This is a genomic window from Buttiauxella cochleicola (genome assembly GCF_021282405.1).
GTDB lineage: Bacteria > Pseudomonadota > Gammaproteobacteria > Enterobacterales > Enterobacteriaceae > Buttiauxella > Buttiauxella massiliensis.
Window position 1 is genome coordinate 17,400 of the sequence record NZ_JAJSOU010000015.1, and the last position, 16,206, is coordinate 33,605.

At 50.8% G+C, this 16,206-nt stretch carries 14 protein-coding genes; 6 read left to right on the forward strand and 8 right to left on the reverse strand.

The genetic code is table 11. From position 1 onward, the window contains the following. Positions 1-91: 91 nt before the first annotated feature. From yihX to fabY, 4 genes are read left to right on the forward strand one after another with little or no spacing between them, the layout of a single operon-like run. Positions 92-688, forward strand: coding sequence for a glucose-1-phosphatase (yihX, locus tag LVQ79_RS18100; RefSeq protein ID WP_232865981.1), 597 nt, complete (start codon positions 92-94; stop codon positions 686-688). After that, entirely contained in the window at positions 685-1,557 is an 873-nt protein-coding gene (locus LVQ79_RS18105; protein WP_064514966.1) for a virulence factor BrkB family protein, read from the forward strand. Before yihX ends, LVQ79_RS18105 begins: the two co-directional genes overlap by 4 nt. Next, the gene (dtd, locus tag LVQ79_RS18110; RefSeq protein ID WP_064514968.1) at positions 1,554-1,991 is read left to right on the forward strand and encodes a D-aminoacyl-tRNA deacylase; all 438 of its coding nucleotides are present in this window, start codon (positions 1,554-1,556) and stop codon (positions 1,989-1,991) included. The genes LVQ79_RS18105 and dtd overlap by 4 nt, the downstream gene beginning before the upstream one ends. 44 nt (positions 1,992-2,035) lie before the next feature. Next, on the forward strand, positions 2,036-2,977 hold the full coding sequence (gene fabY, locus LVQ79_RS18115) for a fatty acid biosynthesis protein FabY (RefSeq protein ID WP_232865982.1): 942 nt from the start codon (positions 2,036-2,038) through the stop codon (positions 2,975-2,977). 22 nt (positions 2,978-2,999) lie between these two features. Here the strand turns inward: fabY and LVQ79_RS18120 are convergent, their stop codons facing one another. Beyond that, on the reverse strand, positions 3,000-4,682 hold the full coding sequence (locus LVQ79_RS18120) for an AsmA family protein (protein ID WP_232865983.1): 1,683 nt from the start codon (positions 4,680-4,682) through the stop codon (positions 3,000-3,002). Positions 4,683-4,807: 125 nt separating this feature from the next. Then, positions 4,808-6,199, reverse strand: a complete 1,392-nt coding sequence (locus LVQ79_RS18125; protein WP_232865984.1) for a nucleobase:cation symporter-2 family protein — start codon at positions 6,197-6,199, stop codon at positions 4,808-4,810. Positions 6,200-6,428: 229 nt separating this feature from the next. On the opposite strand from LVQ79_RS18125, the gene gltS reads away from it, so the two are divergent. Continuing rightward, positions 6,429-7,631: a sodium/glutamate symporter gene (gene gltS, locus LVQ79_RS18130; RefSeq protein ID WP_232865985.1), complete on the forward strand. Its 1,203-nt coding sequence runs from the start codon at positions 6,429-6,431 to the stop codon at positions 7,629-7,631. A 4-nt stretch (positions 7,632-7,635) separates the two neighbouring features. Here the strand turns inward: gltS and recG are convergent, their stop codons facing one another. Genes recG through gmk form a run of 5 tightly spaced genes read right to left on the reverse strand, consistent with a single transcriptional unit; the run spans position 7,636 to position 13,499 of the window. Then, positions 7,636-9,717 carry an ATP-dependent DNA helicase RecG gene (recG, locus tag LVQ79_RS18135; protein ID WP_232865986.1) on the reverse strand — a complete coding sequence of 694 codons (2,082 nt, stop codon included), beginning with the start codon at positions 9,715-9,717 and terminating at the stop codon, positions 7,636-7,638. A gap of 4 nt (positions 9,718-9,721) precedes the next feature. Further along, positions 9,722-10,411: a tRNA (guanosine(18)-2'-O)-methyltransferase TrmH gene (gene trmH / locus LVQ79_RS18140; RefSeq protein WP_151995405.1), complete on the reverse strand. Its 690-nt coding sequence runs from the start codon at positions 10,409-10,411 to the stop codon at positions 9,722-9,724. A gap of 4 nt (positions 10,412-10,415) precedes the next feature. Next, positions 10,416-12,527 (reverse strand): bifunctional GTP diphosphokinase/guanosine-3',5'-bis pyrophosphate 3'-pyrophosphohydrolase, encoded by a 2,112-nt coding sequence (gene spoT, locus LVQ79_RS18145; RefSeq protein ID WP_134187697.1) that lies wholly within the window; start codon positions 12,525-12,527, stop codon positions 10,416-10,418. Positions 12,528-12,545: 18 nt separating this feature from the next. Next, complete coding sequence (gene rpoZ / locus LVQ79_RS18150; RefSeq protein ID WP_034461476.1) at positions 12,546-12,821, reverse strand: DNA-directed RNA polymerase subunit omega; 276 nt, start codon at positions 12,819-12,821, stop codon at positions 12,546-12,548. Positions 12,822-12,875: 54 nt separating this feature from the next. Continuing rightward, positions 12,876-13,499 (reverse strand): guanylate kinase, encoded by a 624-nt coding sequence (gene gmk, locus LVQ79_RS18155; RefSeq protein WP_034461475.1) that lies wholly within the window; start codon positions 13,497-13,499, stop codon positions 12,876-12,878. Positions 13,500-13,755: 256 nt separating this feature from the next. Between gmk and ligB the strand changes: the two genes are divergently transcribed. Beyond that, the gene (ligB, locus tag LVQ79_RS18160; protein WP_232865987.1) at positions 13,756-15,447 is read left to right on the forward strand and encodes an NAD-dependent DNA ligase LigB; all 1,692 of its coding nucleotides are present in this window, start codon (positions 13,756-13,758) and stop codon (positions 15,445-15,447) included. Here ligB and LVQ79_RS18165 read toward each other — a convergent pair. Then, positions 15,441-16,058 (reverse strand): trimeric intracellular cation channel family protein, encoded by a 618-nt coding sequence (locus LVQ79_RS18165; protein WP_232865988.1) that lies wholly within the window; start codon positions 16,056-16,058, stop codon positions 15,441-15,443. The genes ligB and LVQ79_RS18165 overlap by 7 nt on opposite strands. Positions 16,059-16,206 lie beyond the last annotated feature (148 nt).

The following is a 16,206-nucleotide window of genomic DNA, read 5'->3' on the forward strand; positions in this document are numbered from 1 at the left end:
ACTCGCAGAACCCGGATCGCCTTTTTATCAGCGATAGTCAAAGCTACCCTTTACCGCTACAGTTATTTGTCCATGCGCAAAGGAGAGGCTTATGCTGTATATCTTTGATTTAGGAAACGTCATCGTTGATATCGACTTCAACCGAGTAATGGGGGTCTGGAGCGATTACAGCCGTGTCCCGCTAGCGAATTTGCAGAAAAGCTTTGTAATGGGCGAGGCGTTTCAACGCCACGAGCGGGGGCAAATTAGTGACGAAGAATTTGCTGCTGCGGTATGCGAAGAAATGGGCATGGCGTTGAGCTTTGATCAGTTCTCTGCCGGTTGGCAGGCTATTTTTGTTGGCCTACGCCCGGAAGTTATTGATGTGATGAACAAACTTCGTGAACAAGGCCATCGTGTCGTTGTGCTCTCTAATACCAACCGCTTACATACTTATTTCTGGCCAGGTGAATACCCGCAAATAGCCGAGGCGGCAGATAAAATCTATCTGTCCCAGGAAATGGGCATGCGTAAACCCGACGTTGAGATCTATCAAAAACTCCTCGAAGAAGAAGGTTTTTCTGCCAGTGAAGCCGTCTTTTTTGACGACAACGCCGATAATATTAAAGGAGCTCAACAGGTGGGGATCACCAGCATTTTGGTGACCGGTAAAAACACGGTGCCCGATTATTTCTCAAAAAGCCTATGATAAAAGACGTTCATCGCAAAACGAGCAAGCACCTCAGGCCCTGTATCGCCTGGGGTAAATTGCTCTGGCATCGGATTGACCAGGACAATATGACCACGCTTGCAGGTAACCTTGCTTACGTGTCATTGCTCTCACTAGTGCCTTTGGTTGCGGTAGTGTTTGCGTTATTTGCAGCTTTCCCGATGTTTGCCGACGTTAGCATCCAACTGCGCCATTTTGTCTTCTCAAATTTTCTGCCCGCGACGGGCGATATCATCCAGCGCTATATCGAACAGTTTGTTGCTAACTCCAACAAGATGACTGCTGTGGGGGCCTGTGGCCTTATCGTTACTGCATTGCTGCTGATGTATGCCGTGGATAGCGCGCTAAATACTATCTGGCGCAGCACGCGAACCAGGCCAAAAATATACTCGTTTGCCGTCTACTGGATGATTTTGACGCTAGGGCCGCTGCTGGCAGGTGCGAGTCTGGTGATCAGTTCGTATCTGCTTTCGCTGCGCTGGGTGACGGGCTTTAACAGCACGATTGATATCGTGTTGCGTATCTTCCCTTTGCTGCTCTCCTGGCTGTCATTCTGGATGTTATACAGCATTGTTCCAACCACTCGAGTCCCGGTGCGAGATGCACTGATTGGCTCGCTGGTGGCTGCTCTTTTGTTTGAGCTTGGGAAGAAAGGTTTTGCCCTCTACATCACCATGTTTCCCTCTTACCAATTGATTTACGGCGTTTTAGCCGTGATCCCCATTTTATTTGTCTGGGTCTATTGGACCTGGTGTATCGTGTTGCTCGGCGCCGAAATTACTGTCACTCTCGGTGATTACCGCAAACTCCGTGTCGAAGCACAGCAGGAAGAATTGGAAGAACCATGATTGCATTAATACAGCGTGTCACCCACGCTCGCGTCACCGTGGACGGTGAAGTGACGGGTGAAATTGGCCCGGGACTTTTAGTGTTATTGGGTGTCGAAAAAGAAGATAACGAACAGAAAGCGAATCGCCTTTGCGAACGTGTTTTGGGTTACCGCATTTTTGGCGATGAAAACGACAAGATGAATTTGAACGTTCAGCAAGCCGGTGGCAGCGTACTAGTTGTGTCGCAGTTTACCCTCGCCGCTGATACCGAACGCGGTATGCGCCCGAGTTTTTCTTGTGGTGCAGCACCTGAGCTTGCTGAAGAGCTATATGAATACTTTGTCCAACGCTGTCGACAGCAGGGCATTGTTGCCGAAACAGGTCGCTTTGCCGCCGACATGAAAGTCAGCCTGACCAACGATGGCCCAGTGACGTTTTGGTTACAGGTCTGAATTCGCAGCCTTTACGGTCCCGCGTAACAAGAGAGAGTACATGTATGTATCACCTTCGCGTACCGCAAACAGAAGAAGAGCTTGAGCTCTATTACCAGTTTCGCTGGGAGATGCTACGTAAGCCGTTGCATCAACCCAAAGGCTCCGAGCGCGATGCCTGGGATGCCTTAGCTCACCACCAGATGGTGGTAGATGAAGAAGGCAATCCGGTCGCAATTGGCCGTTTGTACATCAATGCTGATAACGAAGCAGCGATCCGTTTTATGGCGGTTCACCCCTCGGTGCAAGACAAAGGTCTGGGTACGCTGGTGGCAATGACGCTGGAAACTGTCGCGCGCCAGGAAGGGGTTAAACGTGTGGTATGTAGCGCACGTGAAGATGCGGTCGAGTTCTTTGCCAAATTGGGCTTTGAGAATCAGGGTGAAATTACTACGCCTTCGACCACGCCCATTCGCCACTATTTGATGATAAAACCCGTCGCTTCGCTAGATGACATTCTTCATCGCGCCGACTGGTGCGGTCAGTTGCAGCAGGCCTGGTACGAACACATTCCATTAAGTGAAAAAATGGGCGTGCGCATCCTGCAATACACCGGGCAGAAATTCATTACCACCATGCCAGAAGCGGGCAACCAAAATCCCCATCAAACCTTATTCGCCGGCAGCCTGTTTTCGCTCGCGACTCTGACGGGCTGGGGACTTATTTGGCTGATGTTGCGGGAGCGCCATCTGGGCGGCACGATTATTCTTGCTGATGCGCATATCCGATATAGCAGCCCGATCACCGGAAGACCGGGGGCGATTGCTGATTTAGGTTCGTTGAGCGGCGATCTCGACCGCCTGGCGCGTGGCCGCAAAGCTCGCGTTGCGTTGCAAGTTGAGCTTTACGGTGATGATACGCAAGGCGCTGTTTTTGAAGGTGTGTATCTGGTTCTCCCCGCGAAACCTTTTGGCCCGCTTGAAGAGGGCGGCAACGAAGAAGAATAGTTGAAGGGTTACAGCCCGGCGCTTATGCGCCGGGTACTTCCCCATTCTGCATGGTCTGTTGTACTTGTTTTCCGTCGGCGCTGGTGGCCTGTAATGTCCCGTTCACCGTGGGTTTCAGTGGTGTTTGAGCTGCAAGGTTACCGGTTACTGAAAGCTGCAAATTACCGTTGCCTTCAAGCGGTAGCGCTGGCCATCCCCATTGCTGCAACACATTTACTGGCACCGCACGCCCGCGCAGATTCATCGCCGCATTGCGTTGCGGAGCCTGCGAGATAGCGCCAGTCGCTTCCAGCATACCTTCACCAGTAAAAGCACTAAGTTCTGTAATAGATATTTGGCTGTCAGCAGCATTCAATGAAATGGATGGGCGGCGAACATCGACGCGGTTAAACGTGGCGGCCGCGGCGTTCAGCGTAGCGTTCCCACTCCATATTCCCCACTGGCTATTGCGCACCACTTCGAGATTATTCGCCGTGCCATCTAATGCGGTGAGCTGGAACGGGAAGGCGGGATCAATATCGATGATCAAATTACGGTTTGCCGACAGTTTTTTAATCGTCACCGTGTTTAACCACTGCGGTAAAGGCTCTATCCAGCGTGCTTTCCAGTCGGCTGGCAGCGTATATTCCAGCCCGGCAAAGACCAGCTCATCAAGTGTCAGTTTATTCTCATTGCGCTGCCATTCGCCTGAGGCGCGAACCATGCCTCTTTCCCAACGGGAAGTGAACTGGCGAATCACAGCGGTTTGCGGGTTAAAATCGATATTCACGATAGGGTCGTTTAGCTGCAACGCACCAATAATAAAATCACTGGCATTCATCGATAAACGCCCGTCATCGCTTTGCCAGCCGCCCTTTGCCAACGTCAGGTTGCGCAAACTCAGATCTAAATCGGTTATTGCCCAGTCTTTTCCTTCCATGCGTGCATCTGTCACCTCAAGACTATCGATTTTCAGTGAAGGGACACTGCCAAGAGGGGCCAGGAAATCGGTAATGGATTTATTGGTTTGTAGGCGGATATCGTTGAGCCGTAAGCTGCCAATCTGCCAGGATCCATCGGCAAGGCGGTTTGCATTACCGGTGAGCGAGCCACGCGCAATGTCTGCACCGATGGTTGAGAGCGTCACCTGTTCGTTATTAATCGCACCTTGCAACAAGACGTTGGTAGCCGGAACACCGTTGAGTGTCATGGAACCGGCGCTAAATTGAATATCAGCAGTATTACCCAGCACTTTACCTTGCTCTGGCTGCCAGGGTATTACTCCTCCGTTGACGCGTTGAGCGTGCAGATCCCACCCAGTATTTGGGCTGTTGATTGCCATATCGCTCAATTGCAGCATATCGGACTGGAAGGGTAGCGGGGCAGCATTGGGGCTGATATTTAGCGTTCCGTTTTGCAGCAAAATCGTATCGACGTGCAAAGGCTCTGAAAATTGACGTGAGCTCAGGCCAATATCAATATTTTGCCCAACCAGAGTCGCTGGCTGGCCTTTGCGTCCGAAGGTGACGTTTGTCAGCGTGACATGAGTGGGCGATGCCCACTTGTGGTCGATCACTTCAAAAGAGAAATTGTAATCACTCTTCTCATTGACCCAACTACTGATTTGGGATGCTCCCCAACGAGTTTGAAGTAATAAATAAGCGGCTATGAGTGCCACTATTATGACAACCAATAAAGCTATGATCAGCTTTCCTAGAAATTTCATTGTCTTCCATCCCATGAAGTTTCGGTAAGGGTGTTATGCCCCATTTACCGTTATAGCTCAAGGATGGGATTGTCAGGAGGGGTAACACGCGCTGGCGCTAACAAATAACCAGCGCGTGAGGTACATCAATTTTTTTCAGGTGGGAAAATCAGGTTTAACACGATAGCGGTGATACCACCGGCAGCGATACCGGAGGAGAGCAACGTTTTTAGCCAGTCAGGAGCAAATTGAAGAATCAGTGGCTGCTGTGAAACGCCCATACCCACCGCCAGAGACAGCGCGATAATCATAATCGCACGACGATTTAGTGGCTCGCGGGAGACTATACGCACACCGGAGGCAGCGATCGTGCCGAACATCACGATAGTTGCGCCACCTAAAACTGGCTCAGGAATGTGCTGCACAAACCCACTTACTGCCGGGAACAGGCCCAACACAATCAGCATCAACGCGACGACAAATCCAACATAACGGCTGGCAACACCCGTAAGCTGAATAACGCCATTGTTCTGGCCAAAGCAAGAGTTAGGGAAGGTGTTGAATACGGCTGAAACGCAAGAGTTCAGGCCATTAGCCAGCACGCCGCCTTTCAGGCGCTTCATATACAGTGGCCCAGAAACCGGTTGCTCAGAGACGTCAGACGTCGCCGTAATATCGCCAATGGTTTCAAGGGAGGTCACCATAAAGATCAGCATCAGCGGAATCAGTAGGTTCCAGTCAATGCCCAGGCCGTAGTAAAGCGGTGTTGGCACCATGATCAGGTCAGTATTGGTTGATGGCGCAACATCAGGCAGCATGCCCATTGCCCATGCCAGCGCGTAACCTACTGCCATGGCGATTACCAGCGAAGCCACGCGCAAGTACGGGTTACGCTGACGATTCAGAAGAATAATGACCACTAATACTGCGCCTGCCAGCAGCAGATTTTTCGGTGCGCCAAATGTATGGTCACTCATTGCACCATAGCCACCGCCAATAGATGTCAGGCCAACCTGAATTAAGGAAAGACCAATAATCATCACAACTACACCGGAGACCAGTGGCGTGATAATGCGGCGAGCAAGGTGAAGGAAGCGCGATAAAAGCATCTCGGTGCAGCTTGCGAGCATTAAGGTGCCAAAAAGTGCAGCCATCATCGTCGGAACATCAGCCCCGCCATTCTTTAATGCCATGCCACCCATAATCAGCGGTGCGACAAAGTTAAAGCTGGTGCCTTGAATAGACAGAAGCCCAGAGCCTACCGGGCCCCACGCTTTAATCTGGATAATTGATGCCACGCCTGATGCGAACAGGGACATACTGATAATGTGTTGGGTATCTTCTGCTGGAAGTCCCAGAGCCTGGCAAATCAACATCGCAGGTGTGATCACCGCAACAAACATAGCTAATAAATGCTGCCCAGCAGCGAATAGAGTTTGCGGGAGAGGTGGACGGTCCTCCAGGCGGTAAATCAACTCACTGGAACTAGCGTGGGCAATCGGTTGCGCACCTTCAGACTCAACAGCATTAACAGACATTAGAAATTATCCCCTCCCGAAAAAACGGTGATTTTAGCGGACTGAAGGCCAAAAGCAAACGTTTGCTAAGGGTGTTTCCTAAGATAAAAAGTGTATATGCCGAGCTTTTTATATAACTTTCGACTGTTTTTTGGTTAAAATCCAGCTGCTGACTTTTCTAGAACCTGAAATTCCAGTGAAGGATAATTAAAAGCGTCTGTGAGAAATATGCGCAAACAGGAGCACTTCTATGTTTTATCTCGACACCCTTTCTACCCTTGTTGCTGCGACTCTCGTGTTATTACTGGGCCGAAAAATGGTCCACACCATACCGCTATTAAAAAAATACACTATCCCTGAACCCGTAGCGGGTGGACTCTTAATCGCCCTTGCCTTGCTGGTACTCAAAAAAAGTGTCGGTTGGGAATTTGAATTTGATATGAGCCTCAAAGATCCTTTGATGCTCGCCTTCTTTGCCACAATCGGCCTGAACGCCAATCTGTCTAGCTTGCGAGCGGGTGGCAAAGTTGTCGGTATTTTCCTGGTGGTGGTGGTGGGTTTGCTGGTCATGCAAAACGCCATTGGTATCGGTATGGCGAGCCTGTTGGGCCTTGATCCATTAATGGGTTTACTGGCGGGTTCTATTACGTTATCAGGCGGGCATGGTACGGGTGCAGCCTGGAGCAAACTGTTTACCGAACGTTATGGTTTCCAGAATGCCACCGAAGTGGCAATGGCTTGCGCAACGTTTGGTCTGGTATTGGGCGGTTTGATTGGCGGGCCAGTGGCGCGTTATCTGGTCAAACACTCCTCAACACCCGATGGCACACCAGAAGATAGCATTGATCCAACCGCATTCGAAAAGCCAGCGGTAGGGCGCATGATCACCTCTATGGTGTTGATAGAAACCATCGCGATGATTGCTATCTGCCTTACGGTCGGTAAGTTTGTCGGCCATCTCATTCAAGGCACCAGCTTCGAATTGCCGACATTCGTTTGCGTGTTATTTGTTGGGGTTATCCTCAGCAATACGCTCTCACTGCTTGGCTTCTACCGGGTATTTGAACGCGCGGTTTCCGTGCTGGGGAACGTCTGTTTGTCGCTGTTCCTCGCCATGGCGCTGATGAGCCTCAAGCTGTGGGAACTGGCTTCGCTGGCGTTGCCGATGCTGGCAATTTTGACCGTACAAACCATCTTTATGGCGTTGTATGCGATTTTCGTGACTTATCGCTTGATGGGGAAGAACTACGATGCGGCGGTTCTGGCTGCGGGGCATTGTGGTTTTGGCCTTGGGGCAACGCCAACGGCGATTGCCAATATGCAGGCGATTACCGAGCGTTTCGGCCCGTCACATATGGCGTTCCTGGTAGTGCCGATGGTTGGCGCGTTCTTTATTGATATCGTCAACGCGCTGGTCATCAAGATGTATTTGATGCTGCCAATCTTTGGCTAAGCCATCAGGCGTTTGAATAGCGTTCCGTTTCAGGCATCCAGCGTTCAATGAGCGCGGTTGCCTGCTCGGGATAGCGTTCATGAATATGGCGCGCAAGGCGCTGTACTTCCGGGATCATCGCCTGGTCGCGCAATAGATCTGCTACTTTAAACTCGGCACTTCCCGTCTGGCGCGTGCCGAGTAATTCCCCCGGACCACGAATTTCTAAATCTTTCTGAGCAATCACGAAGCCATCGTTGCTATCACGCAGTACCTGTAAACGCAGCTGTGCGGTTTTCGACAGTGGCGACTTGTAAAGCAACACACAATGAGATGCAACCGCCCCACGACCCACACGGCCACGAAGCTGGTGGAGTTGCGCAAGACCCAGACGCTCAGGGTTTTCAATAATCATCAGGCTGGCATTCGGTACATCAACACCAACTTCAATAACTGTTGTCGCAACCAGCAGATGAATTGAGCCTTCTTTGAAAGCCTGCATCACAGCCTGCTTTTCCTGTGGCTTCATACGGCCATGAACCAGGCCGACATTCAGATTAGGCAGGGCGATTTTTAGCTCATCCCACGTGACTTCCGCGGCCTGGGCTTCGAGCAATTCTGATTCTTCAATCAACGTACAAACCCAGTACGCCTGACGGCCTTCATCACTGCAAGCTCCACGCACCCGGTCGATAATATCGTTGCGGCGGGTATCAGGGATCGCGACGGTGGTGACTGGCGTTCGGCCTGGTGGGAGTTCGTCAATGGTCGAAGTATCCAAATCGGCATAGGCCGTCATCGCTAAAGTGCGCGGAATGGGGGTTGCAGTCATGATTAACTGATGTGGATGGAAGCCTTGAATCTGGCCCTTTTCCCACAACGCCAGGCGTTGATGAACACCAAAGCGATGTTGTTCATCAATGATAACCAGTGCAAGTTGCGAGAACTGCACCTGTTCCTGGAAGATCGCATGTGTTCCCACTACCATCGACACCTGACCGCTGGCGATCGCGTCCTGTTGAGCGATACGCGCTTTGCCTTTTTGCTTACCAGCAAGCCAGCCCACTTCAATGCCCAGCGGCGCAAACCACTGGCGGAAGTTATTAGCGTGCTGCTCGGCGAGCAATTCGGTTGGAGCCATCAGGCCCACTTGTTTGCCATGCGCAATCGCACGCAGCGCGGCGAGTGCGGCAACCAACGTTTTACCAGACCCCACATCACCTTGTACCAGGCGCATCATCGGGACATCCAGCGCCAAATCGTGCTCGATTTCCGCTACGACTCGTTCCTGCGCGCCGGTTGGTTTAAACGGCAGGGCGGCTAGCAGGCGGTTTTTTAAATCGTCATGATCATGCAAAGGCAGCGCATGATAACGCTGAGCACCAGCACGAAGCGCGAGCATGCTCAGGTTATGTGCCAGTAATTCTTCGAGAATTAAGCGCTGTTGAGCCGGGTGTTTTCCCGTCTCCAGATCGGCGAGCTGCATTGATGGCGGCGGACGATGTAGAGTGCGCAGCGCTTCTGGCAAGCTCATCATTCCCTTACTCAAATCAGCCGGGAGCAATTCTGCAATGGCGCAGGTATCGAGCAATTCCAGAGCCTGATCGGTCAGCTTGCGCAATGTAGCCTGGCGAATACCTTCGGTTGTCGGGTAAACCGGCGTCAGCGTTTCCTGTAATTCTGGCGTACTGAGGTCGCCCTGAACGCGGTATTCAGGATGAATCATTTCTGCGCCGTGCGTGCCGCGTTTTGCTTCACCATAGGCAAGCACGCGTTTACCGGTCGCGAGGCTGTTTTTCATTGCCGCGTTGAAGTTGAAAAAACGCATCGTCAGGATGCCGGTACCGTCAGAAATCTGGCAGGTCATCATACGGCGGCGGCCAAAACTGATATTGCAGTTCAGCACTTCACCTTCCACCGTGGCGTAAACGCCTGGCAGCAGGTCATTGATAGGGTAGAGATGGGTACGGTCTTCGTAGCGAAGCGGCAGGTGGAGCAGAAGATCCTGAATGGTGTACAGGCCAATTTTGGCCAGTTTGCCGCTCTGGCTGGCGCCGACTCCGGCAAGCGTGCTTAACGGTATGGCATCCAGCAAACGGCCTTTCATCCAGCTACTCCGCAGATTGCATTGTGGCCCACCATGCGGCATCAGCTTCTATCTCACCTTGCTGATTCACATGTGGGTAGGGCAAACCTTTACGGCGGGAAACTCGCGCCAGTACAGGGTAGCCGCCTTCAAACAGCAGGCGCTGTTGTTCGGATTCCGGCAGGGTGCTGTTTTCGCGCTGGTACATCCCGGCATTCTGGCGCTGGCGCTGTGCCTCATAAAGAATAAGTGCGGAAGCTACGGACACATTGAGCGATTGCACCATCCCGATCATCGGAATAATGATGTCCTGGTCTGCCAGTGCTAGAGCTTCCTGGGTGATACCGGTTTTTTCCTGTCCCATCAAAATACAGGTCGGACGGGTGTAATCAATTTCGCGGAAATCGACGGCTTTATCAGAAAGGTTGGTGGCGAGGATTTGCATCCCGCTGCTTTTTAGATAGCCAACTGCTTCGCCAATGTCGCGGTGCGTTTTAACTTCAACCCAGGAATTACTTCCCGCAGCAGAAGAGGCCATGGTGCGCATTCGGTTACCCGGCCAGACTGCGTGGACTTCATGTACACCCACGGCATCTGCGGTGCGAATAATCGCCGAGACGTTATGAGGTTTATGGACTTGCTCCATGCAGACGGTCAGATCAGGTTGACGCCTGGCGAGCATCTCGCAAATACGCGCATAACGTTGAGGATTCATAACACTAGTTTCGGTTGCGGGTAACTTTGATCACATCCGGCATCACGCGGATTTTGCGCATAATATTAGCCAGATGAACACGATCGCGGGCAGACATACGGATAAACGCACTATAGACGCGACCATCTTTTTCTTCGGTATTCAGGCTGTGGATATTCGAGCCTGCTGTGTTGATAGCAGCCGTCAGATTTGCCAGCGCACCCTGATGGTTGAACATATCTACTTTGATTTCAGTGAGGAACTCTTGCTCAGTTTCCTTATCCCATTCCACCGCCATAAATTTCTCGGCTTCTTTCTGGTAGCCACGAATATTCCGGCAAGACTCATGGTGGATAACCAACCCTTTACCAGGGCTAACGTGAGCTACTATCGGGTCGCCAGGAATTGGGCGGCAACACTTAGCAAAAGTAATCAGCACGCCATCTGCACCTTTGATAGGCAGATGGCTATGCGGCAGAGCATTCGCCTGTAAAGACGCTTGTGATTCACCTTGCAGGTTTTTCGCGACAACTACACTCATAGCGTTACCCAAGCCAATTTCAGCCAGCAAATCATCAAGCGTGGCGAGTTTCATGCGCTCAAGCTCTCGTTGAATATTTTCTGGCGGAACTTCGGCAAGCTTGCGGCTACCACCTAACGCATGGTTAAGCAGGCGGCGCCCGAGGCTAACAGAGTCATCACGTTTAAGGTTTTTCAGCATCTGGCGAATTTTGGCGCGGGCTTTAGAGCTCACAACGAAATTCAACCATGCGGCATTCGGGCGAGCGCCCGGTGCGGTAATGATTTCGATTGTCTGGCCGCTACTGAGCGACTGAGACAGCGGATAGGGTTGTCTGTCGACACGAGCACCAACGCATGCGTGGCCGATATCGGTATGTACGGCATAGGCGAAATCGACAGGTGTCGCACCAGCCGGCAATTCGACAATGCGCCCTTCCGGGGTGAAAACGTAAATCTCATCCGGGAACAGATCGGATTTTACGCTCTCGATAAATTCAAATGAGCTACCGGCGCTTTGCTGGAGCTCCAGCAAGCTCTGCATCCAGCGTTGGGCACGGATTTGCGCGGTAGTACCACTCTCACCTTGCTCTTTATAAGCCCAGTGAGCAGCAACACCCATTTCTGCCATCTGGTCCATATCTTCAGTACGGATTTGCACTTCAACCGGCACACCGTGTGGGCCAATCATTGAAGTATGCAGTGACTGATATCCGTTCGCTTTTGGAATGGCGATATAGTCTTTAACCCGGCCCGGACGTGGCTTGTATAGGCTATGCATCTGCCCAAGAACGCGGTAACAGGTATCCATGTCGTGAACAATTACGCGGAAGGCGTAAATATCCATAATCGAGTGGAAACGCTGTTCTTTGAGCGTCATTTTGCAGTAGATGGAATAAAGGTGTTTTTCGCGACCGCTGACGCGGCAAGGAATGCCCGCTTCTTGTAAACGCCCGTCGATTTCAGAGAGAATTTTTTGAATCATCTCTTTACGGTTACCACGCGCCGCTTTAACCACTTCTTTAATGACGCGGTAACGGTTCGGGTAAAGCGCTTCAAAGCCCAGCTCTTCCAACTCGGTTTTCAGATGATGAATACCAAGACGGTGTGCCAGAGGGCTGTAAATTTCGAGGGTTTCGCGAGCAATGCGGCGACGCTTATCAGGGCGCAAAGCCCCGAGAGTGCGCATGTTATGCGTACGGTCGGCGAGTTTGATCAGAATGACGCGGATGTCTTGCACCATCGCCATGATCATTTTGCGGAAGTTTTCAGCCTGAGCTTCTTTCTTATCGCGGAATTTCAACTTGTCGAGCTTAGATACCCCTTCCACCAGTTCGGCAACGCTTTTGCCAAACAGTTGTTCCATATCCTGGTAGGTAGCAGGGGTGTCTTCGATCACATCATGCAGTAGTGCAGCCATTAACGTTTCATAGTCGAGTTTCATCTCGGCCAGAATGCAGGCTACAGCTACGGGATGGGTGATATAGGGTTCACCGCTTGAACGTGCTTGTCCCTCGTGAGCATCACGCGCAACAAGGTATGCTTGCCGAAGTCGCTTTATCTGCTCCTCGGGCAAGTATGGTTGAATCAGTTGATTCAGGCTTTCAAACAGATACAAGGGCTACCCGCAGGCTAATTAACGACGACCTTCAGCAATAGCGGTAACAGCCTGCAGTTCTGCGGCTTCCTGCTCTTGCTGTTCCTGGCGATCACGAACATCGAGAATCTGGTTAGTGATCAACCCTTCTTCGATTTCGCGCAGTGCGATTACAGTCGTTTTATCGTTTTCTTCAGGCACTAGTGGATCTTTACCACCAGTTTGCATCTGACGAGCGCGACGTGCGGCGACCAGAACCAGGTCAAAACGGTTACCAATTTTCTCAACAGCGTCCTGAACAGTTACGCGTGCCATAATTAAAATGCTCCACAGATGAAGAAATGACTGGGCATGATACTGAAACTGGGCTCAGTCTGCCAATAGTTTGCTGATTAAAGCGTCATGTCGCGCTTTTTGGCGACCCATTCGTAGACGCTCGGCACGAATGATAATTTTTAAATCTGACAGTGCAGTGTCAAAATCGTCGTTGACTATTAAATAGTCATATTCAGCGTAATGGCTCATTTCTGCAACAGCCTGCTCCATTCGCTTCGTAATAACTTCTTCACTGTCTTGCCCACGGCCACGTAAGCGGCGGTCTAACTCGTCTTTCGACGGTGGCAGAATAAAAATACTGCGAGCTTGCGGCATTTTCTCACGAATCTGCTTGGCACCTTGCCAATCGATATCCAGAAAAACATCTACACCTGTTGCCAAAACTTGCTCAATGGCATGGCGTGAAGTGCCGTAGTAATTACCAAACACTTCCGCGTGTTCAAGGAACGCGTCTTCAGCAATCATCTGCTTAAACTCTTCCTTTTCCACAAAGAAATAGTGCTCGCCATGTTTCTCTCCCGGACGAATACCACGAGTGGTATGGGAGATAGAAACTTGCGTGTCATACAGCGGTTGTGTCTTTAACAAAGCCTGGATGAGGCTGGATTTCCCCGCGCCACTTGGGGCGGAAACGATATAAAGCGTGCCTTGAGCCATGAGTTCTAACTTATTCGGTAAGCATAAAAAGAAGTGCGTATACGGGCCTATTATACACGCCGTCTACGTGTCACGGAGAATTTGTCGCACTCCCCAGCAATATTTCTGCCATTTTGCGCAAGGATTTCCAAAAAACATGCCGTATTACTGCAACACATTAAAAACCTCTGAAAGCCCCTCGCATCCTTTTTAAAACCCAATCGCACAGCTTGTTTTTGAGCGTTATATCTCTCTTTGCTTTTACGCGGAGGGTCATATGAGGTGGATAACAAAGTTTATCGGGTTGCTGGGGATGTTCAGCGCAATGGCGTCAGCATCATGTCCGGTCTGGTCCTCTGAGCAAGCCCAGCAGGAGATGGCGACATTGAAAGAAAAGCTTGGGGAATGGGATCAAGCCTATTATCAACAAGGTGTTAGTATCGTCAGTGATGCTACATACGATGGCCTACGTAACCAGTTCAATAATTGGCAGCGGTGCTTTAGCCCAACAGAAGAACCTCAACAGCCTGGATTATTCACGCACGGCAAAGCGCTTCATCCCGTTGCTCATACTGGCGTTAAAAAACTTCCCGACAGAGCAGCCGTTGCGTTGTGGGTAAAAGGCAAAACCGATCTCTGGGTACAGCCGAAAGTGGATGGTGTGGCAGTGACATTGGTTTATCGCCAGGGTCGCCTCGTTCAACTTCTGAGCCGGGGTGATGGTGAAAAAGGGCAGGATTGGACAGTAAAAGCCAAAATGATTCCTGACATCCCTCAAACCCTTATCGGCCCACTTGCCAATAGTGTGCTGCAGGGTGAGATCTTCTGGAAAAGAGATAATCACGTACAGAAAACAATGGGCAGCATTAACGCCCGAGGAAAAACTGCTGGCGCTATGATGCGCAAGGGTGACCCTGCTTTACTCAAAGAGTTGGGGATCTTTATATGGGCCTGGCCCGACGGGCCAACGCAAATGAACCAGAAAATGGAAGTACTTGCTCAGGCCGGTTTCCCGCTGACTAAAACCTGGTCAAAGTCCGTTAATTCTATGGATGAGATATCGAAGCTGCGCGAGTCATGGTTTACGACCCCATTACCCTTTGTGACAGATGGCGTGGTTGTCCGAGAAGGGGTTGAACCAACGGGAAAGTACTGGGCTCCGGGAAAGGCTGCATGGGTAGTTGCATGGAAATATCCACCATTACAGCAAGTTGCTGAAGTTAAAAGCGTTCAGTTTGCTGTGGGGCGTACGGGCAAAGTCTCCGTTGTACTTAATCTGCATCCCTTACAAATTGATGATAAACACGTTAAACGAGTAAATATCGGTTCAGTTAGAAAATGGCAGACGTTGGATATTGTCGCAGGCGATCAGATAATGGTGAGCCTTGCCGGGCAGGGAATTCCTCGTTTTGACGAGGTTGTGTGGCGAGTTAATCCGCGTAATAAACCGCAACCACCATCCGAACAAAAGAACACGACGCTGAGCTGCCTCTATTTTGAGAGCAGGTGCCGTGAGCAGTTTATTGCTCGTCTTACGTGGTTAAGCTCTCCAGAAATACTGAATATCAACGGGGTTAGTGTGCGTTCCTGGCAGCAGTTCCAACAAAATCTCAACCTGGAACATATCTTTTCCTGGTTGGCAGTCACTCAGAATGATTTGTCTCAGATTGGTAATGTGTCTGTGGCCAGAACGGCACATTTATGGCAGCAATTCTCGCAAGCCCGACAGCAACCATTCAGGCAGTGGCTGCTGGCATTTGGCTTGCCACTACCAAGAGCAGTACTCACCACAATGCCCGATTCACAATGGTCACATTTGGTTGCCAGGGATGAGCTTAGTTGGCAAAAGCTGCCGGGAGTCGGTTCCATAAGGGCAAAAAAGCTGGTGGAGTTTGTGAATCATCCCCAAATAGCTGCGCTAGCGGCTTTTCTGGCACAGCAAGGAATTCGGGGATTTATTGATCAGTGATCTGCATGTTTGTAGTGGAACACAGGCAATCCAAGGCGCAGACGTAATGCCAGCAAACGTGCCGTGAATCCGAAGATAAGTGTGGAAATGATCACCACGTCCTGGTTCGAAACATAGTGCTGCAAAACGATATAGAGCACTGCTGAGGCGAATGCTATGCCAGCATATAGTTCCTTTTGGAAAACCAGTGGGATACGTTTACAGAACATATCACGCAGGACACCACCAAATACGCCGGTCACTACGGCTGCAATAATGGCGATGATTGGGCCTTCACCCATATCCAATGCGATTTGTGCACCGATGATAGAGAAAACAACCAACCCAAGTGCGTCGAGAACCAGGAAAAGACGACGCAGATGAGGCATCACAGGAGCAAACACCGTGGTGAGTACAGCTGCAACGGCCACAATCACGACGTATTCAGGGTGTTTCACCCAGCCTAACGGGTAGTGCCCAAGCAGAATGTCACGCACAGACCCACCACCAAGTGCAGTAGCCGTCGCAATAATGATGACACCGAAAGTATCCATGCGTCGGCGGCCTGCTGCGAGTGCGCCGGTCATTGCCTCGGCGGTTATCCCGACCAAATAAAGAATGTGTAATAGCATTGATACCTCCAGTGGAAAGGCTGAGAGGGTAACGTTTTGTGAACAATGTCACGATTTAGTTTTTTTAAAGCGAAGCGGTTTTGATTACATTTACTAATGCATAAATGTTTCTTGTGGCAGAAAGGTAGGGGTTTTCTGTGCTTTATCT